This window comes from Cobetia sp. QF-1, assembly GCF_002213105.1.
Classification (GTDB): Bacteria; Pseudomonadota; Gammaproteobacteria; order Pseudomonadales; family Halomonadaceae; genus Cobetia; species Cobetia crustatorum.
The window spans coordinates 13802-34847 of record NZ_NBVS01000008.1; the positions used below are offsets into that span (position 1 = coordinate 13802).

Here is a 21046-nt window from a genome sequence, read left to right on the forward strand (position 1 = left end):
GATAGCTCAGCAGAGTACGAAACGCGTCAGACACGCACGTCATGCAAAATATAGCGTGTGCATTGCAGACAGTGCGCCTCATTGATGCGCGCTATAGTGACTCATGAGCCATAGGGCTGACCTCGAATGCTCTGTCAGGATGGTGAGCTGGGTCATATTGACTCATGGCGAGTGCGCAGCGTGTCATCTTGGCAGTATGGATGGCCGTGAAGTGTCGTTAGAAGTGAGGTGGGCGGCGGTTGTGGGATGATCCGAATCAACAGCGTGTGTGGCCTCAGTCTGAGGTTCGGTACTGTCAGGTGTGCTGGTCTCATTATGTGACTTGTCTTGCTGCTCTTGCTGCTCTTGCTGTGTTTCGTGTTTCGTTTCCAATGCTGTGTCTTGCTCTTCCGTATCTGCCTCAAGTGGCTTCAGTTCTTCTTCGTCCAGTGCCTCGAGGCTTTCCTCGACTTTGTGAGTCCAGCGTCTCAGCGTCTCAGCTACGCCAGCTGCCAGTGGGCGCATCTTGGAAAAATCCTGGTCGTAATCATCCAATCCATCGCGTAGAGAATGCTCCCCTCCCATGAAAATACGCCGCAATGCACGTTGGCGTAACGCAGGATCCACGCCGGGCTGCATGAAAGCGCTAATATCGGCGTCGGGTGTAAGCAGCTCGGGATCTGGTAGCTCGAACGCGGGCGTTTCGTCAGTCCCGTGCTCACTTATATCTTGCCCAACGGAGTCTTGTGCGAGCTGATCACTCGTGTGTGGCTCGATGGTCTGATCGACAGCAGAGTGTGGCTGATCATCCGTCAGACTCGCTGATGCCTCATCGCTGAGTGCGGTCGCTGCACTCGTGTTCGCACTCATGCCTGGAGTCGCTGGTGTACGTGGCAGCGTCTTGAGCGCTGATGGGGGAGCATCTTCTCGCGCTTGGTCGGTATGCTGTTTCCGGCGTGACCAGCGTGACAGAAGGCTCTCCTGTCCTTTGTCAGCAGTGTCATCAGGCCTGTGGGTCATTGCTTGTCATCCGCTGGCTGGGGAGCATCCGGAGAATTCTGATGGGGTTGTCCAGACTGACTTGCACGTCCTGCTCCCTTGCGTTTTTTCTTCTTGCCTTCATCAATGCGTTCGCCACGGCGTGCCAGGTAGCCTTCTAGCCAGACCATCAGTGCAGGTGGCATGGGGGCGTCAAGCACCAGTTGATCACCATCCATCCATTGAGAGGCGACTTCCTGGCAGGCCGTCACGACGCGCGGCTGCATACCATCGTCTTCACGCTCCTCGCAGAGCACAAATAGTCGTGGCTGATCACAGCGCAGGTTGTAGCGATAATCGGTGCGCTCGGTAAGGTGCAATTGGAGTGCTAGCGTACGGTGATTCACGACCGTGGGTGACGGGCTGTCATCCTGGTGTTGATGAGCATGTTCCGCGTTGGCTGGCGCGAGTTCGGCGATGCACCAGGTGTCAATGCTGAAGCGGCCAAGTCGCTGGGTAGTGGGTGCCAGTGAAATGCTTATCCAGCGCGTATCATCACTACGAGACATGACATGTGGTCGAGGAGAGGTCTGTGGGTCGGAATTCGCGCCCATAAGCGAGTCAGAATCTTGAGTCATGGCGTATCTCATGGAGTGCTGTCCGACGCGGAGTACCATAGATCAAAGGCAATGGCGCCGCGGCGGTGTGTCTTGAATGGCTGCTGTATTGGCTGCAAGAAACATGCCGTGGTTGGCAGTGCTGTGATCGGTCTATATCGCGAAAAGACACTGAGATAAGGACACTGGTATCCTGCGCTTATCCGTACTGCTGCACTTCTACTGATGACGCAGTCTACTGAACAGCTGTGGAAGGTGGCTCTAGAAATGCTCGGCAGTACCGCCGTGTAGTGAATCAGGCTCGATGAGGGAGAACCCAACGTCATGAACACTTCCGTACAGCCTGCGATCAGTCATGCCAAGCTGCCTACCACGTTGGATATCGAAGTGATGGATGAGCGCGGTCAGCGATATCAGCAATCCATTGCAGCAGAACGCTCACTGACCATATATCTCAATCGGCGTGAGATAGTCACGCTGATGACTCTGGGCGCTGAGCCCGAAGCGTTGGTCGCCGGTTATCTGCGCAACCAAGGGCTGCTGGGTGAGCTTGAAGACCTTGAAGCCCTCCAGGTGGACTGGGAAGTAGAAAGTGCATCGGTAGTGACACGTCATCTACCAGACGATATCGAGCAGCGGCTTGGCAAGCGCACCGTCACCACAGGGTGTGGTCAGGGTACGGTCTTCGGCAATCTTCTTGAACGTCAGTCGCTCTCTGCGCTTGATTCACGGCCTTTCAGTCAGGCGTTGCTCTATCGATTGCTCGATGCATTGACGGCGCATAATGCCACCTATCGCAAGGCGGGTGCCGTGCATGGCTGTGCGTTATGTCGTGATGATGAGGTGCTGGCCTTCATTGAGGATGTCGGGCGTCACAATGCGGTCGATACATTGGCAGGATTAAGCTGGCTGTCTCCCTTGCGTGGAGCACTGACAGAGACCTCTCGATCGGTTGACAGCTTTGGATCAATAGACGGTTCTGGCTCGGTGGACTACACAGGTGCCAATATCTTCTATACCACTGGGCGTTTGACATCGGAAATGGTGCTCAAGGTCGCTCAGGCCGGCATTTCAGTGCTGGTGTCGCGCTCAGGCGTCACGCAGAAGGGCGTTGAGCTGGCAGAGCGCTTTGGCGTGCTGCTGATCGCACGTGCCAAGGGCAAGCATTTTCAGGCCATCGATTCTGTTGGCCGACTGGTACTGGATGCCATTCCGGCCCCGCGGGCGGCTGACGTCATGAAAGACTCTGGAAAGGGCGCCAATAGTTATGCCACCAAGGAGCAGAGAGGCAAGCCATGAATCAGCCCGTTGCACCGACATCGCCCCTAGCTTCCTCCGCTACGCCCGTTGGCCATGACAATCCATTCCTGACGGTGCAGGAAGTCGCCAGGCTGTTGCACCTCAATGAGAAAAAGATCTATCAGTTAGCGAGTGACGGTACCATGCCGGCCACCAAGGTGACGGGCAAGTGGCTATTTCCGCGCCGTCTGGTAGAGCAATGGATACTGGAGTCCAGTCATCACGGCGTACTAGCTGATCGGCTCATGCTTACCGGCAGTGATGATCCACTGTTGGCTGCACTTTCCATGCGCCTCAATCAGCAGCATGGTGGCAGTGCTTTCTATGGCATGAGTGTGACGGGGACGCGGCTTGGGCTGGACTTGCTCAGTCAGGGGCGCGCCGATGTTTGCGCCATTCACTGGGGGCGAGCAGAAGAGGCCGCGCTGCGCCATCCGGCATTGATTCGCGGACATGATGGCTATCGGCAATGGGTGCTGGTCAGGTTGGCGCGGCGCACGCAGGGCTTGATCATTCGTAATGGAGATCGCCACTTGCCAGTCGATCCGGGCGGGCTGTTCGGCGCTCAGCGGCGCTGGGCGGTGCGTCAGGAGGGTGCCGGTTCGCAGCGTTTCTTGCAGGAATGGTTATCAGGCCATCAAATGCGTCCCGAACAGCTCAACACGCTCGCGATTGCCTACTCGGAACGTGAGGTTGCTTCACTGGTGGCGCGTGGCGAGGTTGATGTCGGCCCTGGTACCTTGTCCGCTGCCAATGAGTTTGGTCTTGGCTTCGTGCCTGTCTGTGAAGAGGCATTTGATCTTGTCGTACCGCGGAACGTCTATTTCCGTGATTTGTTTCAAGGCATGCTTGGTTACCTCATGACGCCGCATGGCATCCAGCTAGCTCAGTCACTGGGTGGGTACGATCTTCGCGAATGCGGTCAGTTGATCTGGCGTGGCGATGCGACACAGCATGACTGAGTGTGAAATCGATGAGATTTCAGGACTGAGCGTCAAGTCAGAGAATGAAGAACAAAAACGCCTACTAGCTAATCGCTAATAGGCGTTTTTTATTCTCTTGTTCCTAGAATCTCATTATCATGATTTTGTTGGTAAAATATTCTCTATGCTGCAATAAATATTTAAAACGGTTTAGCCAAAAGCTATCAGTAGATAATGGCTAGTCAGTGTCGGTACGCGTACAGACGGACAGCACTACGGCGTCATCTTCACTGGTGGAAACCAGTGCATGACCCATATCGGAGTCGAAATAGATGCTGTCGCCATTACCCAGCGCAAGTGGCTCATAGAACTCCGAGTAGAGTTGAATGCTGCCTTCCAGCACCATCAGGAATTCCTCACCGTCGTGGCGTACCCAGTCCGGAAAGTCATCAAAGCTACGAGCACGTACACGAGTCTTGAAGGGAATCATTCGCTTCTGAGCCAGCTGCCATGAGAGCAGTTCGTGCTCATAGGTAGGCGTCGGATGGCTCTTGCCATCTCCCACGCGGGTGAGGTCTCGGCGTCCGAGAGTGCCGCTCTGACGCTTGGGCGGGCTCAGTAACTGGGGTAGATCGATGTTGAGGCCGCTGATCAGTTTCTGCACTGCGGTGAATGTCGGCGAAATCTGTTCATTCTCGATCTTGGACAGCGTAGAGCGAGCCAGCCCGGTACGTTGGCTGACATCTTCCAGGGTCCAGTGATTGGAGAGACGAATTTGCTTGACGCGCTCGCCAAGCTTTAGAGGTTCTACGAAGGGCTTGCGGCCGGAGGCGATTCGGACGGCTGCATCCTTGTCAGTGGGTGTGCTCATGAGGGCTTCGCTGTCGTCTGGGGCACTGGCGGCCATATGTTTACTATAGGAAACTTTTTCGCCAGCTTATCACGAATGGAAAACCACACAGAGTCTCGACAAGTCATGTGCATTGCTATCAGCGACAGCGTGAATGCTGCTCGGGAAGCCACCGATGTTTCCTGCAAGAAGGAAACGGGTCAGAACAGTCGGTGCTCACGATCACTGTCGGTGCCCCGAGCCGCATGATCAGCATTGGTGGTGGAGGCATGGCTCGTTTTGGGGGTGAGGCGTGAAGTGGTGGATAGGCCATCTTCCATCGGTAAGCCCACCAGCGCCTTGATGTGGGCCTCGGCACTGCGGCCGAGCGCGTCCAGACAGTAGCCGCCTTCCAGGACCGAGACGATACGTCCGTGGCAATGGCGTCGTGCGATGTCCATCGCGAAGCGTGTAACCCAGTAATAGTCATCGTCCTCAAGGCACAATTCTGCCATCGGGTCTTCGCGATGTGCGTCAAAGCCAGCGGATATCATTATCAGCTCCGGTTTGAAGTCGTCGAGTCGCTTTAACCACTGAGTTTCTATCGCGCGTCGGAAAGTGAGGGAGCCACTGCCTTCTTCAAGCGGTGTATTGTGGATGTGGTCCCAGCTGCTTTCCAGATAACGCCAAGGATACATGGCGGTCTGGAAGGATGAGCAGACCAGAGTGTCCGAGTCGTGCTTGAAGATATCTACCGTGCCATTCCCCTGATGTACATCAAAATCAAGAATGGCGATACGTTTCACGCCGTAGTGTTGGCGTGCATGTAATGCGCCTACTGCAACGTTGTTATAGAAGCAGAAGCCCATGGCATCGGCACGTTCTGCGTGATGGCCAGGGGGGCGTACCGCACAGAAGACGTTATCAGCTTGATCGCGCATGACCTGGTCTACTCCACGCACGACTGCACCGGCTGCCAAGCGTGCTGCTATCAGGCTATCGGAGCACATCAGCGTGTCGTCATTGAGGGCCAGTAACTGACCATTCTGCGGTGGGCATTTCTCTAGTGCTTGTAGATGGCGCAGAGGGTGCGCACGCGAAAGCTGCTCGAGCGTTGCAGGTCTGGCGTTGTATTGCTGAACGTGTTGAATCACTCCGCTCAGCGCTAGACGTCGTTCGATCGCCTGCAGGCGCAACGGACTTTCCGGGTGTGTTGGCCCCATGAAGTGGTTAGCGCAGTCGCTATGAGAAATGTATGAGGTGATCATCGGCATGCCCGCTGGTAAAGCGTTTGTCATAATGCAAAGTATAGGCATTACATTAAGAGCCGAGCGCCATGCAAGATAGTGGCGGATGGTCTAGCGAAGGACGTTCTTGCTGTTAAGAGGGAGAAGCTGCGTTATTCGTTGCGTGTTGCGGTAGGGTGCGATGTATCGAATAGATTTATCCGTTGCATGTGGCTGTTCAGGGAACATCGTTCGCGGCATGCTGAGATGAAGGTATTCACTACGCAGGTCTGATAGGACAAGCACATGAGCACGCGATTTCTGCGCAATTTCTTCGAGCCCCGCAGCGTGGCGGTCATTGGCGCTTCGGAAAAGACGCATTCCATTGGCGGGCAGGTACTCAGGAATCTGTTGGAAGGAGGGTTCAAGGGCACTCTTGAGGTCGTCAATCCCAAGGGATATGAGACGGTGCATGGCGTGAGCTGTGTGCGGCGTGTGAGTGATCTATCTCAAGTGCCGGATCTTGCCATTCTATGTTCTCCCGCAGAGACTCTGCCGAAAATGGTCGAGAGGCTCGGACGCTTCGGCGTGAAGGCCGCGCTGCTGATTTCAGGCGGCGTTGCCCCTACGCCCGTCAGCTCATTTGCCCGAGCGACCGAGAAAGGGCTGGAGATGCTGACGCGTCGCGACTCACGGTCACCTGTACCAGAGACGCTGCGAATTCATTCCGAACAGGAAGATTTGAACAGCCGCCTGCTAAAGGCAGCGCGTGCCAGTGGGATTCGCCTTCTAGGCCCTGAGTGCATGGGAATCTGTGCGCCCAATAGCCATCTTAATGCTTCTTTCAGTGGCCAGCCGGTAGCCAAGGGCAAGGTTGCCTATCTCGGTCAGTCCGGCATGTTGGGCAATGCGATGATCGACTGGGCGGCAGGGCGCGGGATAGGCTTCTCTCACCTGGTGACGTTGGGCGATAGTGTCGATGTCATGTTGCCGGATCTGATCGATTATCTGAATCAGTACGGGCCCTCCCAAGCACTACTATTACACCTCGAGCGTATCCACGACCCAATGCACTTCATGACGGCTTTGCGTGAAGCATCACGTAACCGCTTGGTATTGGCGATAAAGAGTGGTCGTACGCCTGAGGCCGACTTGTTCGGTACGCATGTCACTCCTGGTGTTCCCAATCGCGATCGTATTGTCGATGCGGCATTGGCTCGTGCCGGGGTAGTGCGCGTCAATGATAGTGAAGACATGTTTGATGCACTGGAAACTTTGAATCGCATGAAGCCGCTGCGAGGTGACCGACTGGCGATTGTCTCCAATGGCTTGGGCCCAGCGTTGCTTGCTATCGATAAGCTGATGGCGGGTGGTGGCAAGCTAGCAGAGTTGAGCGAAGAGAGTCGCCAGGCACTGCTCAAGGGTGAGTTGGATGTGAGCCTGCCAGGGCGAAACCCGGTCGACCTCGGGGGTAATGCCACACCGGAAGATTTTTTGGCTGCAGTGAATATCGTCGCCAATGATCACGGGGTGGACGCGGTGCTCGTGGTGCATGCACCGACTCGCCTTGCACCATCTCGCGCCACTGCTGAGGCACTGATTGCCCATCGCAAGCAATTTCGTCGCAATCTGTTGACCAGCTGGATGGGGCTGGAGCAGGCGCTGGCAGCACGCCATGAGTGCCATCTCGCGGGAATTCCCACTTATCTTTCACCTGAGAAGGGCGTCAAAGCCTTCTTGCAGATGGTTGATTACCACCGCGTGCAATCACTACTGCAACAAACGCCGCCGAGCTTATCGTTCTCGACGACTGCCGAAATACGGGCCCGCGCGCACGACCTGGTGCATAGCGCGCGTCGAGCGGGGCGCGAATGGCTGACGCACTCAGAGACGGCTCATGTGCTGGAGACCTATGGCATTGCCACTGCACCGAGTCGTTATGTGACGGATGCGTCGGCAGGTGCGAGAGCAGTGCTTGAGCTGCAGCGCAGTGCTCAGCAGGATGATCTTCCAGTGCGCAATGGGCCTTACGCGCTGCGTGTCGTGCATGAACATAACAGTCAGCCATTCCGTTATCGGCGTTATCCGCAGCGCTTGTCTTCTGGCGTCGTACAGGATCTCTCTGGTCCTGAAGATATCGCACTGGCCATTCGGCGTATCACGAATAAGGTGGCGGAGCGCGATATCGAGCGAGGGCGCAGTGGCAACGCGAAAACCCATATCCACGAGTTCTGCCTACAGCCGATGCAGCGAGGCAAGCATTCGTTGCAATTGAGTGCGGGTATTACTCGCGATGACGAATTTGGGCCTATCGTGGTGTTTGGTCTTGGTGGTTACAAGGTCAATGTGCTGGCAGACCGACAGGTCGCACTTCCCCCGCTCAACATGACACTTGCGCGGGAGCTGATTTCACGCAGTCATGCCTCACGACTGATTGCGGAGCATTCACCTGACCCAGAGCGCGATTTCTTACGTTTATGCACCTTGTTGGTCAAGTTGGCACAACTGGCATCAGATTTGCCTGACATTCGTGGATTGGAAATCAATCCGTTATTGCTCAATCGCGATGAAGCTGTGGCTGTAGATTTCACTTTGGATCTCGGTAAACCGGCACGTTTCGCGATCATGCCGTACCCAGAGGAATTACGGGAATCATTTCAGCTCGAGAGTGGCATGCAGGTCGAGGTACGTCCGATAAGAGGCGAGGATGCGCCGTTGATTACGGCCTTCCATGCCAGGCTATCGGAGGAAAGCATTCGTTTCCGCTACTTCCATCACAAGGCTGATCTCAGTCAACGCGATCTGTCGCTGCTTGCGCAGATCAATTACGACCGTCAGATGGCATTCATTGCCGAGCGAGACGTACAGGATCATTCCAGCGATGTAGCGCGGCGGGAAATGCTCGGAGTGGTGCGTGTGTGGAACGATCCAGACAATATTCGTACCGAATTCTCGGTCATCATTCGTGATGATCTGCAGGGAGAAGGGATAGGTCGATTGTTGATGGAGAAGATGCTGCGTTACTGCCGCTCACTGGGCACGTTGGAAATGGTGGGCAAGATCATGATCGATAACCACCCCATGCGTGCATTGATGAAGCACCTTGGATTTACGTGTCGGTACAACATGGAAGAGCAGGTGATTGATGCAAGCATTCGGCTCAACGAGCCGATGAATGACTGGCAGCGCTTACGCTTGGAGTCCAAGGCGTGAGTTGATGTTGAAAATGGTGGGTCGGGAAGTCTTTAGGTATTCTACCTTCGTCGCATAATAGTTTGTTTGGGTTTGAGTGAGTATCAATAACTCTGTATCATCATTACAAATATAAGAATCCTTTATAGGAATTGGCGCAGGGGATGACGCCACGTTTTGTTGGTGCGTAATACTTATAAGCATTGCTCTTGGTGATGCGAAAGAGTGGTGCGTGCTTGGCTGGCGTAGTGGTCACTTCCTGTGCACAGACAACAGGAAAGCCAATGACTGACACTCGCGATGTGAAGATCCGGGTGCGCAATCTGAGCAAAGTGTTCGGCAATCAGCCAGACAAAGCGCTTACATTGCGTGACCAGGGAATGAAACGCCCAGAAATACTAGAGAAGACCGGCCAGACACTTGGGCTTTCCAGTGTCGATTTCGATGTCATGGAAGGCGAGTTGCTTGTGATCATGGGCCTTTCCGGCTCAGGGAAATCGACGCTCATCCGCTGCCTCAATCGTCTGATAGAGCCTACCGAGGGTGAGATCATCATCGATGGTCAGGACGTAGCCAAACTGGATGACAAGTCGTTGCTGCAGTGCCGTCGTAAGCATTTCTCGATGGTCTTCCAGAATTTTGCGTTGTTCCCACACCGCACTGTGCAGCAGAACGCTGAATTTGGTTTGGAAGTTCGCGGCGAGAACAAGGAAGTCTGCTTCCAACGTGGGCGTGATGCGCTCAAACAAGTGGGGCTGGACGGCTGGGAGGATGCGTACCCCAGTCAGCTTTCGGGGGGAATGCAGCAGCGTGTGGGCCTGGCGCGAGCATTGGCCAACGACTCAACCGTGCTGTTGATGGATGAGGCCTTCTCTGCGCTTGATCCGCTCATTCGCAAGGATATGCAGCAGGAGCTATTAGCTCTGCAGCACAAGATGAAAAAGACCACCATCTTCATTACTCACGACCTTGATGAGGCGCTTTCCATCGGGGATCGCATCATCCTGCTCAAGGATGGCGAGGTCGTACAGATAGGCTCTCCTGAAAGTATTCTTACCCATCCTGCCAACGACTATGTGGCTCGCTTCGTCGAGGGTGTGGACATGTCACGTATTCTGACGGCTCAATCCGCGATGACTGATGTGCGTGCGACGGCACGTGATGATGATGGCCCGCGCACTGCGCTGCGCAAAATGGGTGAGAACGGACTGAACAGTCTGTTTGTCGTGCGTCGTGATCGTACGTTGCTTGGCATTGTCACTGCAGAAGATGCTGAGCGTGCCGTGCGTGAAAATCTGACGGACCTGACTGAACTCATTCATTCTGACTGCTGCAAGATCTCGCCAGAAGAGCCACTACACAATCTGTTCACGCTGTTTGCCGGACATAATCATCCGCTGGCAGTGGTAGATGAGCAGTCGCGCCTGATGGGTGTTGTGGTGAAGGGGTCCGTACTGGCTGAGCTGGCTGAAGCAGGGGAGGCAAACGCATGAGTGAATCAACAGGCTTTACTATCCCCAAGATTGAATTGGGAGACTGGATCGAGTCAGGTCTGGATTACCTGACCAATAACTATTCCAGCATCACGCGTGGTATTTCCAAGTTCACTGAAACTGGCATCGGAGTGCTGAATGACTCTCTGATGTGGCTTCCCGAGTGGGCAATGATCGCCATGGTTGCGCTGCTGTGTTGGCGGCTATCAGGGACACGTCTCGCTATTGGCGCTGTCCTTGGGTTAGGGCTGATCTGGAATCTCGATCTGTGGGACCCGATGATCGAGTCTCTGACACTGGTTGTCATTGCGACACTGGTGGCCGTTGTCATTGCGCTGCCATTGGGAATATTGGCTGCGCTGTCGGACCGTTTTTACAAGGTCATCATGCCAACACTTGATTTCATGCAGACCATGCCGGCTTTCGTCTATTTGATTCCGGCGATTCCATTCTTCGGGATCGGGTCTGTCTCGGCCATCTTCGCGACAGTTATATTCTCGATGCCGCCTGCGATTCGCTTCACGACATTGGGTATTCGCCAGGTGCCTAACGATCTGATCGAAGCGGCTGACGCCTTTGGCGCCACACGCAGTCAGAAGCTATTCAAGTTGCAGCTCCCGCTGTCACTGCCTACCGTGATGGCCGGTATCAATCAGACCATCATGCTAGCGTTGTCGATGGTTGTGATCGCGGCCATGATCGGGGCAGATGGCTTGGGCAATGAAGTCTGGAAAGCCATTCAACGCCTGCGTCCAGGTGATGGCTTCGAGGCCGGTATTGCGGTCGTGATTCTGGCCATGCTGTTGGATCGCCTGACCCAGACGTTTAGCAAAGAAAAGAAACCGCGTTCTTGATCAGGTATGACTGCGCGCCGTGAGGCGCTATCACTATCGCCTGGCATACCCTGTCAGGCGATAGTGGGCCGGTCGCTCCCTTGGCCACAATGAGTGCCAGCGGGTGTCACGGCAGGCAAGGCTTTACACCTAACCCACGCTTCATCGACATGTTCAAGTTCTTGGGGCACGCCTTGTCACGAAGATGTTTAGTGACAAGCACATACGCACAAAAGGGGAAAGTGATGAATAAGCAGGGATATACCTTCGCAAGCGCGACATCGACCACCGCCAAGGCATTGTTGTTGGGCGCGGCACTATCAGCAACAGGTGGGGCTTACGCCGCAGGTGATAAAGGCGATGTCACTCTGGCCTATGTCGAATGGTCTTCTGAAGTAGCCTCAACCAATGTGGTCAAGGCGGTATTGGAAGAGCAAGGCTATAACGTCGAACTCAAGTCGCTGTCTGCTGCTGCCATGTGGCAGGCTGTAGCCTTCGGCGATGCCGACGGCATGGTGGCTGCATGGTTGCCGACGACTCATGAAGACTACATGAAGAAGGTCTCCGCCAAGATTGAAGATCTCGGCGTCAATCTGGATGGCACCAAGCTAGGGCTGGTTGTACCTACCTACAGCAAGCTGAATTCCATCGAAGACCTCAAGACTCAAGGCGATGATATTGATGACCGTATCATCGGTATCGAGCCGGGTGCAGGCCTGACGCGTCTGACGGAAAAAGTGGTTGAGGATTACGGCCTGGAAGACATTGATCTGAGGACGGGGAGTGGCGCGACCATGACCGCTGCGCTCAACAATGCTATCAAGGGCAAGCGCGATATCGTGGTGACCGGCTGGACGCCGCACTGGATGTTTGCGCGCTGGGATCTCAAGTACCTTGATGACCCGAAAAATGTGTATGGCGGCGCCGAGCAGATCCACACCATCGCGCGTCTGGGGCTCAAGGAAGACATGCCAGAGGTCTATAGCATTCTGGACAACTTCCACTGGACGCCGGAGCAGATGGGGCAGGTGATGCTCAAGAATCAGGAGAAAGACGCCGACCCGTACGAGAATGCCAAGGCATGGGTGGATAGTCATCCGGATATCGTCAAAGGCTGGTTGCCGGCAACGGCTCAGTAAGCGAACGGACGAGCTGTCTTTGCACTGATGCACTGATAGCTCTCATGAAAACGCCCCTGCAGGCTTGCCTGTGGGGGCGTTTCATTTCGTGATGTTCATCCCGCCGCGCTGCCCGTATCTTCGCTTCACTGGGTGATCAGAAAGGGCACGGACTACGCACTTCCATGCGCTCTCCGCTGACAGGATGATCAAAGGCGATCATCTCGGCGTGCAACATCAGACGCTCGGCCATGAAGAAGGCTTCATCAGTTGCGTAGAGATCGCAGCCCAGGATTGGATGATCAATCTGCTGGCTGTGGATTCGCAGCTGATGAGTGCGCCCCGACACCGGAGTGAATTCGACGCGCGTCCGTTGGGGTGCCTCCAGACGCTCGATGACACGGAAATCACTGATGGCGGTCTTGCCCGTGTCATGACAGATCTTCTGCAGCGGAAAGTGATCGACATCCTTGGCAATCGGTAGCGATATACGCCCAGTATCTTCGGCCAGATGACCGTGGAGTATTGCGGTATAGGACTTGCTGATGGTGCGGTCCTGAAACTGTCGGGTCAGATTACCATTAGCCGGTTTGTTAAGCGCAACCAGCATGATGCCAGAGGTCCCGAAGTCGAGGCGATGCAGTAGCTTTGCCGTTGGATACTCTTTCACCAGCCGATGATGCAACGAATCCAGGTTGAGCGGGTGCTTGCCTGACAGGCTCAGCAGGCCCGTCGGTTTGTCGATCAATAGAATATCGTCATCGGCGTACAATACACGGTAGGTATCGTGGCAGAGCGGAACGATGAACGGGTCGGCTTGAGGCTGCATGAGAACTCATTTGTGGCGGTGGTGCGGAGAACGCAAGAAAAACGCCATAAAAAGCAGGTGGCGATGATGACGCGATACAGGAGCGTCAGTCTTCTGGTAGCGGTGACGCCTGCAGGTCGATATCTTCCCAGAGGTACTCGTACTCATCGTCTTCTGCGTCGTCCGGCGCGCGACCGATAAACACGCTGGCCGTAAAGGCGCGCAGGAAGACCACCTCGCTACCATCGATCGCTGCCAGTCGCTCGCTACGCTTGAGCTTCTTGATCTTGCGCTTGCGGGCTGCCTGATCATCACGTGCCGCACGCGTATCAGCACGCCATTGGGCTGCAAGCTCCCCGGGGGCTGTCGACTGCGCAAGAAGCTTCTCCGGACACTGGATTGGGATATCAGCCGTCCCTTCGTCGCGAATGTGGTAATCCCAGCGCGTCGGGTCGCCATGCTGAGGTGCTTGCATGAGATGTTGGCGAATGAAGGTATAGCCGTGTGGATGCTCCAGTACGGTATACAGCACATTCCCGACGACTGTGTGGTCTACCAGCGAGATGCCGTGACTGTCTGACGGAAGATAGCCCGCCAGCAGGCGATCGACGAGTACTTGGCGCGCCACCTTGGGGGTTGCACTGTCGTCCCAGGCCATCGAGGCTCCTTGTGTTTCGCGAGATGAGAAACGAAAAAATGAGGCGCTATTGTCGTATCAGTCGCAGGCGAGGGCAAGCGGGCTACCGATAACGGAATATATAATGCAACAGGCCCCGCATGTGCGAGGCCTGTTAGTCATTACGGTGCCAGTAATATCTTGTGCCAGTCGTCCATCTCCGAATCCGGACGCTGGTAACGTACCCTGTCATGCAGACGTGATGGCTGGCCTTGCCAGAATTCGATCATCTCTGGTACGACTCGATAGCCGCCCCAGTGCTCCGGACGCGGAATCTCACTATTGGCATATACCTGCTCGAAGCGTCCTTGACGTTCACCGAGCCAGTCACGATCCGGAATCTCGACACTCTGCTGTGAGACCCAGGCCCCTAGTTGACTTTCCTTGGGTCGAGAAGCGAAATACTGGTCTGAAAGGGATTCTTCGACCTTCTCGACGCTACCCTCGATACGCACCTGGCGTTGTAGCGCAGGCCACCAGAAAGTGAGCGCTGCGTGAGGTACATTGGCCAGTTCGCTGCCCTTGTGGCTCTGATAGTTGGTGTAGAAGATGAAGCCGTTTGTATCGTATCCCTTGAGTAGCACGATACGCGCATGTGGCTTGCCCTGACTGTCGACAGTTGCCAGCGTCATGGCATTGGCATCGTTGTCATCTGCCGATAGCGCACTGGTCAACCATTCTCCGAATAGATCAAAGGGGATCTCGGGCGTGTTGGCAAGGTTCAGACCATCACCGGAATAGGTTCTGCGCACGTCGGCAATATCGCGATTCATCGCGGGCTCCCTTAATGAGTTGCTCATGTATTGTCACAGACTGTGTACCGTCCTGTTAAATATCGCAAGCCACTGGCGAGATGAGATGGTGTGTCAAGCCTCTGTGTGCAGCAGGTGTGCAATATAAGGGTTATTCGACCTGAAGATTTATCCGACCACCGCTGGCGTACCGATTTGCACCCAAGCCATGTAGATGCCGGTTCCTACGGCAATCGATAGCAGCGCGTTCCGCCGCCAGAGATGCAGCCCTGCCACGCAGATGGCTGAGATCAACATGCCTGCGCCTTTGGCACTCATCAGCCAATGCTGCCACGCAGTTGGCAGGTCATCTGTTGAGACCTCAAATACGGGTAATGTCATCGCTGATAAAGAGACAGCGACCAGCACTGTCATCACGATGGCGGGCAGATAACGGCCCATGTGCAAGATCAGTGGATGTGCGGAATGGCGAGACAGAAATAGAAAAGGCGTCACCCGAGTGGCAAACGTTGCCAGCGCTGCGACGATAATCAGGATCAGTGCATGCGTCGTGGTCATGAGTGCGGGCTCCGCGGGGTATGTGTTGACGCCATCGCAGTGCGGCGCTTATGAACGGCATAATGCCCAAGCAATAACAGACAGGCCCCAGCGATACTGCCTAACAACAACTGATCGTTGGGCAGTATCCATAGCCCCGTAAAGGTGACGGCGAGGCCTAGCACGAAAGGCCAGCGTTCACGCAGGGCGTACCATTGCTCGATCCCCAGTACTACAAACAACGCGGTCAGTGCGAACTCGATACCGTTGCTGTCAAAGTTGAGCTGTGCGGCGGCTAACCCCATCAGAGTGCCCAATACCCACCAGAGTTGGTTAAGTGCGGTAATACGCAGCATAAGTCGTTGATCTTCGCGGCGTGCATGGATGTCATCGCGATCGCCACTGCGGGGCAAGCTAGCCAATAGTGAGTAGGTTTCGTCGGTTAGCCCGAATATTAGATAGACCTTTGCTATACCCGCATCCCGAAAGCGTTCCAGCAGTGATAGCCCGTAAAAGAGGTGGCGTGAATTGAGTAGTAGGGTGGCAATGGCGAGTTCAGTGACGCCGGCGCCCGCACCCAGCAAGGCTACGACGAGAAACTGGCCTGCCCCCGCGAGAATGACCAATGACATCAACAGGCCAAGCCACGGACTAAGAGACAGCTGGGTAAAGAGCACACCAAAAGCTGCCCCCAGTGGTAAGTAGCCAAACATGACTGGCAATGTCTGCCGCAATGCTTGGCGCCACAGTGCGCGATTATCACGTGGTACGGCTTGGATACTGCAGTCAGCGTCGGCAGACGATTTGCCAGGCGCAATAGATGTTGTGGTGGGCATTGGTGGCATGAGGCTCAGTGGATTCCAGACAGCACTACGGGCAAAAGCCTGTGTTAATCAATGTCAGCATATAATGCACTTGAGCGATATGCGATGCGGCCAAAGTGGCAGTAGGCAGTGAATCTCTCTGAAAAATGAATTCCATGGTGCCTATTGATATGGCGCTAGTGTGGTTTCATGAAGTAATCCGCTTATGCCATGACGATGGGGCAGGAGTAATCGTCAGTAGGGCAGCGATGATGGTGTGATGGATCAGTCACGGAGATATCCCGATGTCCAACAATGATGAAAAGCCACCTCTCACATGTTACGTACCTGTCTGGGACTGGGCAGTACGTCTGTTCCACCTCGCGCTGATTCTGGCCGTTGCCGGGCTGTGGTATACCGTCGAATTCGGCACAGGATTGGACTTCCCAATGGAGTGGCATGCTCGCCTGGGTTACTGCGTACTCGGATTGGTCGTGTTTCGATTGATTTGGGGCGTGATAGGGGCAGGCCATGCGCGCTTCGCCAGTTTCATGGTGTCACCAGTAAATGCCTGGCGTTACGGTAGCGCTTTTTTGGCAAAGCGCCAGCCTCGTTATGCGGGCCACAATCCGCTTGGTGGCTGGATGGTTGCTGCATTGTTGTGGACCCTGCTGGTCCAGGCCATCAGTGGACTATTCGCTACGGACGATATCTTGTTTGATGGACCGCTGCGGGAATGGGGGACGCCTGCATTGCTGACCGCGTTCAACTGGCTGCATCACAACAACATTACCGTGTTGTGGGGATTGATCACGATACATTTGTTGGCGGTAATGTGGCATGCCTTACGCGGCGAGAGATTGATTGCTGCGATGCTGACAGGGAAGAAACCCTTCACTTCAGTGCAAGATATCCATGATGTAGGGAGGGGATATCAGCGACGTATGCCGATGGTGCCGCTGTTACTGGCGGTATTCATGATAGGGGTTGTAGGCGGCGTTATCTGGCTGACTCGTTAGCGAGGCCGCATAGCCACCAGCACCTGTTTAAAGACACTGGCGACTATTCAATATACCGAACTGATAAGACGTGTAGTTGGAGCAGTTGCTAAGAGAGGGGCAACAAGAGGACACGATCAGTCTGCACGATACTGTTGGTGACAGCTTTTGCAGGCCTTGGCAGTGGCGGCAAATTGCTCACGAATTTTCGCAAAATCTTGCGTGGCCGCGACCTCTGACAATGTCTGGCTCTCATCCATCAATGCCTGCGCATGTTTTTCAAATCCTGCCTTATCAGTGCTGATCTTGCTGAGTGCATCCGTATCCCCGTCGTATGATCCTTCGATAAAGCCTTCCCAAGGTAGTTGCGCAACCAATGCCAAGCGCTCGGCCCTGGTCTGGAATTCAGTCGCGTCATAGTCCTGTTTGCCTTTGGCCATTGCGCCCATAGGACTGAATTGCCAAGCAAGTGTGTGGAATACCGATTGACGATATTGAATGGCATCTTCCGCGCTATCAGCACTGGCGGTTGTTGAAAGCAGTAGGCCCGTCAAGAGTAATGTGGAGGCAAGGGGCAAGTAGGGGAAACGACGTGTCATCAGGTCAGTCATATCGGAGTTCTCTTTTATAATTGATTGTTATTTATTTGGCAGTCTTACCCTGTGTCTTTATCTCATGTGCTGCAATCGCGCGCAGGTGTGGCGCACTACCCCTGCCAGTCTAGTGAATGCTGGACAAGCAGGAGTGGTGCGAAGCATCCAAGGGGATAAATAATCAGGTATCACCACGCAATGTGGCTTAGCGCATCAGAGATGTATTATCAAGCAGAGCGCATCATGACTGGCGAAGACGCTTCTGGTGGCGAGAGCGAAAACGCGCATATGCCACGCTGGAAACGAACAAGCCCACCGCGGCGAGTGCTTCCAGTACGCCCATCACAGCATGGCCTGGCACACTGGCCAGCATGACGCCTTGCATGATGTAGAGAAGGCTGACAAAAGCCAACCAGACGTGACCGCGTGCGCGACGTGTCAACACGGCCGGCAGAAATAGCGCAATAGGCAGCAAGCGAATCAATAGCGGTAACAGGCCATTGTTGTCGCTTTGCATCATCAATTGAATTCCTCCCACTAACAGCAGGATCGCTAGCGCAGTAAAGCTGAAGATGACTCCGCGGCGACTCTGTGCTTCCAAGGACTCAAGTCCTTTTTCGCGTTCTACTCGTTCAAGCCAGGCGCGCATCTATTTCTCCCTCAAGGGCAGCATGGAAAGAGCCAAGCGTGCGATACGCTTGCCTTGTGCGTGGGCCAGTCGACACTCATGTTGATCGACATCATTGTCACCACGCTTGCCGCTGACATGTGTCGTACCGTAAGGCGTTCCGCCTTGAGTCGTCTCGAGTAGCTCAGTGGCGCTATAGGGCACGCCCGCATAGACCATGCCGTGATGCAGCAACGGAATCAGCATGGTGATCAGCGTGGTTTCCTGACCGCCATGCAATGAGCTTGAGGCGCTGAAGGCGGTGGCGGGCTTGTCGATCAGTGCACCATTCATCCACAGCTCACTGGTGGAATCGAGGAAGTACTTGAGTGGCGCCGCCATGTTGCCAAAGCGGGTTGGGCTACCGAGGGCAAGACCGGCGCAGTGGCGTAGGTCGTCCAGCTCGACATACATCGCGCCGCTGTCAGGGATCTCTGCCTGTGTTTGCTCGCAGGTGGTTGATACCTCGGGGGCTCGACGCAGGCGGGCTTCGATGCCGCCCACTGACTCGATACCCGACGCGATTTGTTCGGCCAGTGTTTGTGTTGCACCGTGGCGTGAGTAGTAAAGCACCAGTACGTAAGGTGTTATGACTGACATGGATATCCCTTCAGATCAGGTGAACAGACTTCAGGCATCATCGAGGAGGGCAAGGACATCCTCTGGTGGTCGGCCGATCATAGCCCGGCGCCCGGTATCCAGGATGGGCCGTTGCATCAGCTTCGGTGTTGCGGAGATGGCATCCAGTCGTTGCGCATCGCTGGCATCAGTGAGCGTCAATGCCTTCCATTCGGACTCGTTCTCACGAGTGAGTGCACGAGCCCCACCCTCCAGGCGCGTGGCGAGTGCCGCCAGTTGTTCTCGATCAAGTGGGTTGTCCAGATAGCGAATGATCTCGAAACCCTCGCTGCCGAGGCGAGACTCCAGCAGTGCTAGAGCCTCGCGTGACTTGGAGCAGCGCGGGTTGTGGTAGAGTTTCAATATTGGCATGACTGTCTCCGTTTTCGGACAGGCTAATGGCAGAATGAAAGCGTCATGGGCTGAGACCTACGACAGCTTAAGAATTAGGCACGCATTGTAGAGGGGCGCACAAGAATGCCACAACTGCCAGGGATGCAGCGGGTGATGCTCGCTATCGGCGTAGTACTCAAGTTGGTGTCACGTTTCAACTTTCATGACGGTAAGAAAACAGCATCGGCACTGACATACACCACACTATTCGCCGTGGTGCCATTGATGACGGTCATCTATTCGATGTTTGCTGTGATCCCGAGCTTTGATGGTGTGGGCGATCAGCTCCAGACCACCGTATTTGCTCAATTTCTGCCGTCTACCGGCGAAACGATACTGCAATATCTCAACGAATTCTCTGGTCAGGCACGCAACCTGACCTCAGTCGGGTTGATCTTTCTGTTCGTCACGTCGGTGCTGATGATGATCACCATTGAAGGTGCTTTCAATGCCATTTGGCAGGTGCCAGAAGGGCGCAAGGGACTCTCGAGTTTCTTGATGTACTGGGCCGTATTGACGTTGGGTCCGCTGATGCTGGGCTCAGGCTTCTTGCTTTCATCCTACCTGACATCACTGTCCTTCTTTGACTCGGCGGCGTCACTGCTGGGAGGAAAGGCAGTGTTATTGCGTTTGTTGCCACCGTTGCTGAGTGCTGCGGCGTTTACCTTCATATTTGCCGCGGTGCCTAACTGCAAGGTGCGCTTGCGAGATGCAGCGGTTGGAGCACTGACCACTGCGCTGGCACTGGAGTTGGCCAAGGGCGGCTTCTCGATGTACGTGACGCACTTCCCGTCTTATCAGGCGATCTATGGTGCTTTTGCTGCTGTGCCGCTATTTCTGCTATGGGTTTTCCTGTCGTGGTGCATTGTACTGCTAGGGGCAGAAGTGGCTGCATGGATGGGGGAACGCTCGCATGCTGATTGGCATCGCTGGCCGCCGTTCTGGCAGACCCTCGGGGCGGTGATGTTGCTCAAGGATGCCCACGAACGCGGTGAGCCGTTATCAGATGATAGCCTGACCGACGTACTGGGCAGTCGCTATCGTCGAGTACTAAAACCGCTGATTACCGAGAATATTGCCAGTCAGACGCAAGATGGCCAATGGGTGCTGGGACGTGATCTCAATATCTACTCCCTCTGGGAATTGGCGCATGCGCTACCTTGGGATTTACCTGCAGGAGATGCCGGAGAAGCACCACATCCGCGCCTTGAACCACTGCGTGAAGCGTTGGCGATGGCGCGTGAGGCTGAGAAGGCACGGTTGAGTTGTGGTCTGACGGAGGTGCTGCCGGGAGTCAATGATGTCGAGTCTGAAATGACGCAAGCATTAGCTGCGGGTGAGTCAGATCCGTTGGGTGAATCGGCAACCAGACATGCAAAGACCAGCATGCACCGCTAGAACAGGACTGCATCTTTTTGAGATGTCTGTTCGTAATGAACAGAGGGTTTCGTGGTCAGCGACTGCATCATTCTTGAGACATGGTCGATAGCACCGACATGAAAAAGGCCCGCGGCTTCGCTGGGCCTTTTTCATGTCAGTCATCGGGTGCGCCTACCACAAGCCTGCCGATAGAGGACAATACCAACAGGCATTTCATTTCAGGAAGACGTCCATGATGTTATCTACGCAGAGTACTCCGGCGGTACGATATACCGCGGCTACCGGGAAGTTACGGAGCCGTTATCCAGTGCGCTCGTCAGCGATATTGTGCGCC

At 54.9% G+C, this 21046-nt stretch carries 21 protein-coding genes; 8 read left to right on the top strand and 13 right to left on the bottom strand.

Annotated features, from left to right (window positions below; all coding sequences use genetic code 11):
* Positions 1-183: 183 nt before the first annotated feature.
* A complete protein-coding gene (locus CFN46_RS13835) occupies positions 184-999 on the bottom strand; it encodes a DUF3306 domain-containing protein (protein WP_024953161.1) in 816 nt (271 codons plus the stop codon).
* A complete protein-coding gene (locus tag CFN46_RS13840) occupies positions 996-1595 on the bottom strand; it encodes a DUF3305 domain-containing protein (protein ID WP_024953160.1) in 600 nt (199 codons plus the stop codon). Before CFN46_RS13840 ends, CFN46_RS13835 begins: the two co-directional genes overlap by 4 nt.
* A gap of 303 nt (positions 1596-1898) precedes the next feature.
* Between CFN46_RS13840 and CFN46_RS13845 the strand changes: the two genes are divergently transcribed.
* Both CFN46_RS13845 and CFN46_RS13850 read left to right on the top strand, forming a co-directional pair.
* Positions 1899-2873 carry a formate dehydrogenase accessory sulfurtransferase FdhD gene (locus CFN46_RS13845; RefSeq protein WP_024953159.1) on the top strand — a complete coding sequence of 325 codons (975 nt, stop codon included), beginning with the start codon at positions 1899-1901 and terminating at the stop codon, positions 2871-2873.
* Positions 2870-3835 carry a helix-turn-helix transcriptional regulator gene (locus tag CFN46_RS13850; protein ID WP_088743831.1) on the top strand — a complete coding sequence of 322 codons (966 nt, stop codon included), beginning with the start codon at positions 2870-2872 and terminating at the stop codon, positions 3833-3835. Before CFN46_RS13845 ends, CFN46_RS13850 begins: the two co-directional genes overlap by 4 nt.
* Before the next feature lie 199 nt (positions 3836-4034).
* Here the strand turns inward: CFN46_RS13850 and CFN46_RS13855 are convergent, their stop codons facing one another.
* Together CFN46_RS13855 and CFN46_RS13860 are read right to left on the bottom strand one after the other, a co-directional pair.
* Positions 4035-4667, bottom strand: a complete 633-nt coding sequence (locus tag CFN46_RS13855) for a helix-turn-helix domain-containing protein (protein ID WP_024953157.1) — start codon at positions 4665-4667, stop codon at positions 4035-4037.
* Positions 4668-4846: 179 nt separating this feature from the next.
* The gene (locus tag CFN46_RS13860; RefSeq protein ID WP_088743832.1) at positions 4847-5893 is read right to left on the bottom strand and encodes a histone deacetylase family protein; all 1047 of its coding nucleotides are present in this window, start codon (positions 5891-5893) and stop codon (positions 4847-4849) included.
* Positions 5894-6157: 264 nt separating this feature from the next.
* Between CFN46_RS13860 and CFN46_RS13865 the strand changes: the two genes are divergently transcribed.
* The 4 genes from CFN46_RS13865 (at position 6158) to CFN46_RS13880 (ending at position 12508) form a co-directional block, all read left to right on the top strand.
* Positions 6158-9064: a bifunctional acetate--CoA ligase family protein/GNAT family N-acetyltransferase gene (locus CFN46_RS13865; RefSeq protein WP_088743833.1), complete on the top strand. Its 2907-nt coding sequence runs from the start codon at positions 6158-6160 to the stop codon at positions 9062-9064.
* Between the two features lie 263 nt (positions 9065-9327).
* The gene (locus CFN46_RS13870; RefSeq protein WP_024953155.1) at positions 9328-10536 is read left to right on the top strand and encodes a glycine betaine/L-proline ABC transporter ATP-binding protein; all 1209 of its coding nucleotides are present in this window, start codon (positions 9328-9330) and stop codon (positions 10534-10536) included.
* Complete coding sequence (locus CFN46_RS13875) at positions 10533-11390, top strand: proline/glycine betaine ABC transporter permease (protein WP_035160407.1); 858 nt, start codon at positions 10533-10535, stop codon at positions 11388-11390. The genes CFN46_RS13870 and CFN46_RS13875 overlap by 4 nt, the downstream gene beginning before the upstream one ends.
* 224 nt (positions 11391-11614) lie before the next feature.
* Positions 11615-12508, top strand: a complete 894-nt coding sequence (locus CFN46_RS13880; protein ID WP_024953153.1) for a glycine betaine ABC transporter substrate-binding protein — start codon at positions 11615-11617, stop codon at positions 12506-12508.
* A 136-nt stretch (positions 12509-12644) separates the two neighbouring features.
* Here CFN46_RS13880 and CFN46_RS13885 read toward each other — a convergent pair whose 3' ends face one another.
* The 5 genes from CFN46_RS13885 to CFN46_RS13905 all read right to left on the bottom strand — a co-directional run bounded on the left by CFN46_RS13885 (position 12645) and on the right by CFN46_RS13905 (position 16096).
* On the bottom strand, positions 12645-13316 hold the full coding sequence (locus CFN46_RS13885) for an RluA family pseudouridine synthase (RefSeq protein WP_088743834.1): 672 nt from the start codon (positions 13314-13316) through the stop codon (positions 12645-12647).
* Between the two features lie 85 nt (positions 13317-13401).
* Positions 13402-13953, bottom strand: a complete 552-nt coding sequence (locus CFN46_RS13890; protein WP_088743835.1) for a hypothetical protein — start codon at positions 13951-13953, stop codon at positions 13402-13404.
* Between the two features lie 140 nt (positions 13954-14093).
* A complete protein-coding gene (gene pdxH / locus CFN46_RS13895) occupies positions 14094-14744 on the bottom strand; it encodes a pyridoxamine 5'-phosphate oxidase (RefSeq protein ID WP_024953150.1) in 651 nt (216 codons plus the stop codon).
* 147 nt (positions 14745-14891) lie between these two features.
* Positions 14892-15281: a branched-chain amino acid transporter permease gene (locus tag CFN46_RS13900; RefSeq protein ID WP_024953149.1), complete on the bottom strand. Its 390-nt coding sequence runs from the start codon at positions 15279-15281 to the stop codon at positions 14892-14894.
* Entirely contained in the window at positions 15278-16096 is an 819-nt protein-coding gene (locus CFN46_RS13905) for an AzlC family ABC transporter permease (RefSeq protein ID WP_254918494.1), read from the bottom strand. Before CFN46_RS13905 ends, CFN46_RS13900 begins: the two co-directional genes overlap by 4 nt.
* Positions 16097-16368: 272 nt before the next feature.
* On the opposite strand from CFN46_RS13905, the gene CFN46_RS13910 reads away from it, so the two are divergent.
* Positions 16369-17082, top strand: a complete 714-nt coding sequence (locus tag CFN46_RS13910) for a cytochrome b/b6 domain-containing protein (protein WP_088743836.1) — start codon at positions 16369-16371, stop codon at positions 17080-17082.
* 116 nt (positions 17083-17198) lie between these two features.
* Here CFN46_RS13910 and CFN46_RS13915 read toward each other — a convergent pair whose 3' ends face one another.
* The 4 genes from CFN46_RS13915 to CFN46_RS13930 all read right to left on the bottom strand — a co-directional run bounded on the left by CFN46_RS13915 (position 17199) and on the right by CFN46_RS13930 (position 19311).
* Complete coding sequence (locus CFN46_RS13915) at positions 17199-17672, bottom strand: cytochrome c (RefSeq protein WP_088743837.1); 474 nt, start codon at positions 17670-17672, stop codon at positions 17199-17201.
* Positions 17673-17895: 223 nt separating this feature from the next.
* Positions 17896-18303 (bottom strand): DUF2069 domain-containing protein, encoded by a 408-nt coding sequence (locus CFN46_RS13920; protein WP_024952880.1) that lies wholly within the window; start codon positions 18301-18303, stop codon positions 17896-17898.
* The gene (gene wrbA, locus CFN46_RS13925; protein ID WP_024952881.1) at positions 18304-18921 is read right to left on the bottom strand and encodes an NAD(P)H:quinone oxidoreductase; all 618 of its coding nucleotides are present in this window, start codon (positions 18919-18921) and stop codon (positions 18304-18306) included.
* Positions 18922-18951: 30 nt separating this feature from the next.
* Positions 18952-19311, bottom strand: coding sequence for an arsenate reductase family protein (locus CFN46_RS13930; RefSeq protein ID WP_024952882.1), 360 nt, complete (start codon positions 19309-19311; stop codon positions 18952-18954).
* Positions 19312-19416: 105 nt separating this feature from the next.
* Here CFN46_RS13930 and CFN46_RS13935 point away from each other — a divergent pair, with 105 nt between their 5' ends.
* Entirely contained in the window at positions 19417-20730 is a 1314-nt protein-coding gene (locus CFN46_RS13935; protein WP_088743838.1) for a YihY family inner membrane protein, read from the top strand.
* The last annotated feature ends 316 nt before the right edge of the window (positions 20731-21046 follow it).

Coding starts and splice junctions, on each gene's coding strand:
- CFN46_RS13835 (WP_024953161.1), bottom strand. CDS start 999: ATGACCCACAGGCCTGATGACACTGCTGACAAAGGACAGGAGAGCCTT.
- CFN46_RS13840 (WP_024953160.1), bottom strand. CDS start 1,595: ATGACTCAAGATTCTGACTCGCTTATGGGCGCGAATTCCGACCCACAG.
- CFN46_RS13845 (WP_024953159.1), top strand. CDS start 1,899: ATGAACACTTCCGTACAGCCTGCGATCAGTCATGCCAAGCTGCCTACC.
- CFN46_RS13850 (WP_088743831.1), top strand. CDS start 2,870: ATGAATCAGCCCGTTGCACCGACATCGCCCCTAGCTTCCTCCGCTACG.
- CFN46_RS13855 (WP_024953157.1), bottom strand. CDS start 4,667: ATGAGCACACCCACTGACAAGGATGCAGCCGTCCGAATCGCCTCCGGC.
- CFN46_RS13860 (WP_088743832.1), bottom strand. CDS start 5,893: ATGATCACCTCATACATTTCTCATAGCGACTGCGCTAACCACTTCATG.
- CFN46_RS13865 (WP_088743833.1), top strand. CDS start 6,158: ATGAGCACGCGATTTCTGCGCAATTTCTTCGAGCCCCGCAGCGTGGCG.
- CFN46_RS13870 (WP_024953155.1), top strand. CDS start 9,328: ATGACTGACACTCGCGATGTGAAGATCCGGGTGCGCAATCTGAGCAAA.
- CFN46_RS13875 (WP_035160407.1), top strand. CDS start 10,533: ATGAGTGAATCAACAGGCTTTACTATCCCCAAGATTGAATTGGGAGAC.
- CFN46_RS13880 (WP_024953153.1), top strand. CDS start 11,615: ATGAATAAGCAGGGATATACCTTCGCAAGCGCGACATCGACCACCGCC.
- CFN46_RS13885 (WP_088743834.1), bottom strand. CDS start 13,316: ATGCAGCCTCAAGCCGACCCGTTCATCGTTCCGCTCTGCCACGATACC.
- CFN46_RS13890 (WP_088743835.1), bottom strand. CDS start 13,953: ATGGCCTGGGACGACAGTGCAACCCCCAAGGTGGCGCGCCAAGTACTC.
- pdxH (WP_024953150.1), bottom strand. CDS start 14,744: ATGAATCGCGATATTGCCGACGTGCGCAGAACCTATTCCGGTGATGGT.
- CFN46_RS13900 (WP_024953149.1), bottom strand. CDS start 15,281: ATGACCACGACGCATGCACTGATCCTGATTATCGTCGCAGCGCTGGCA.
- CFN46_RS13905 (WP_254918494.1), bottom strand. CDS start 16,096: ATGCCCACCACAACATCTATTGCGCCTGGCAAATCGTCTGCCGACGCT.
- CFN46_RS13910 (WP_088743836.1), top strand. CDS start 16,369: ATGTCCAACAATGATGAAAAGCCACCTCTCACATGTTACGTACCTGTC.
- CFN46_RS13915 (WP_088743837.1), bottom strand. CDS start 17,672: ATGACTGACCTGATGACACGTCGTTTCCCCTACTTGCCCCTTGCCTCC.
- CFN46_RS13920 (WP_024952880.1), bottom strand. CDS start 18,303: ATGCGCGCCTGGCTTGAACGAGTAGAACGCGAAAAAGGACTTGAGTCC.
- wrbA (WP_024952881.1), bottom strand. CDS start 18,921: ATGTCAGTCATAACACCTTACGTACTGGTGCTTTACTACTCACGCCAC.
- CFN46_RS13930 (WP_024952882.1), bottom strand. CDS start 19,311: ATGCCAATATTGAAACTCTACCACAACCCGCGCTGCTCCAAGTCACGC.
- CFN46_RS13935 (WP_088743838.1), top strand. CDS start 19,417: ATGCCACAACTGCCAGGGATGCAGCGGGTGATGCTCGCTATCGGCGTA.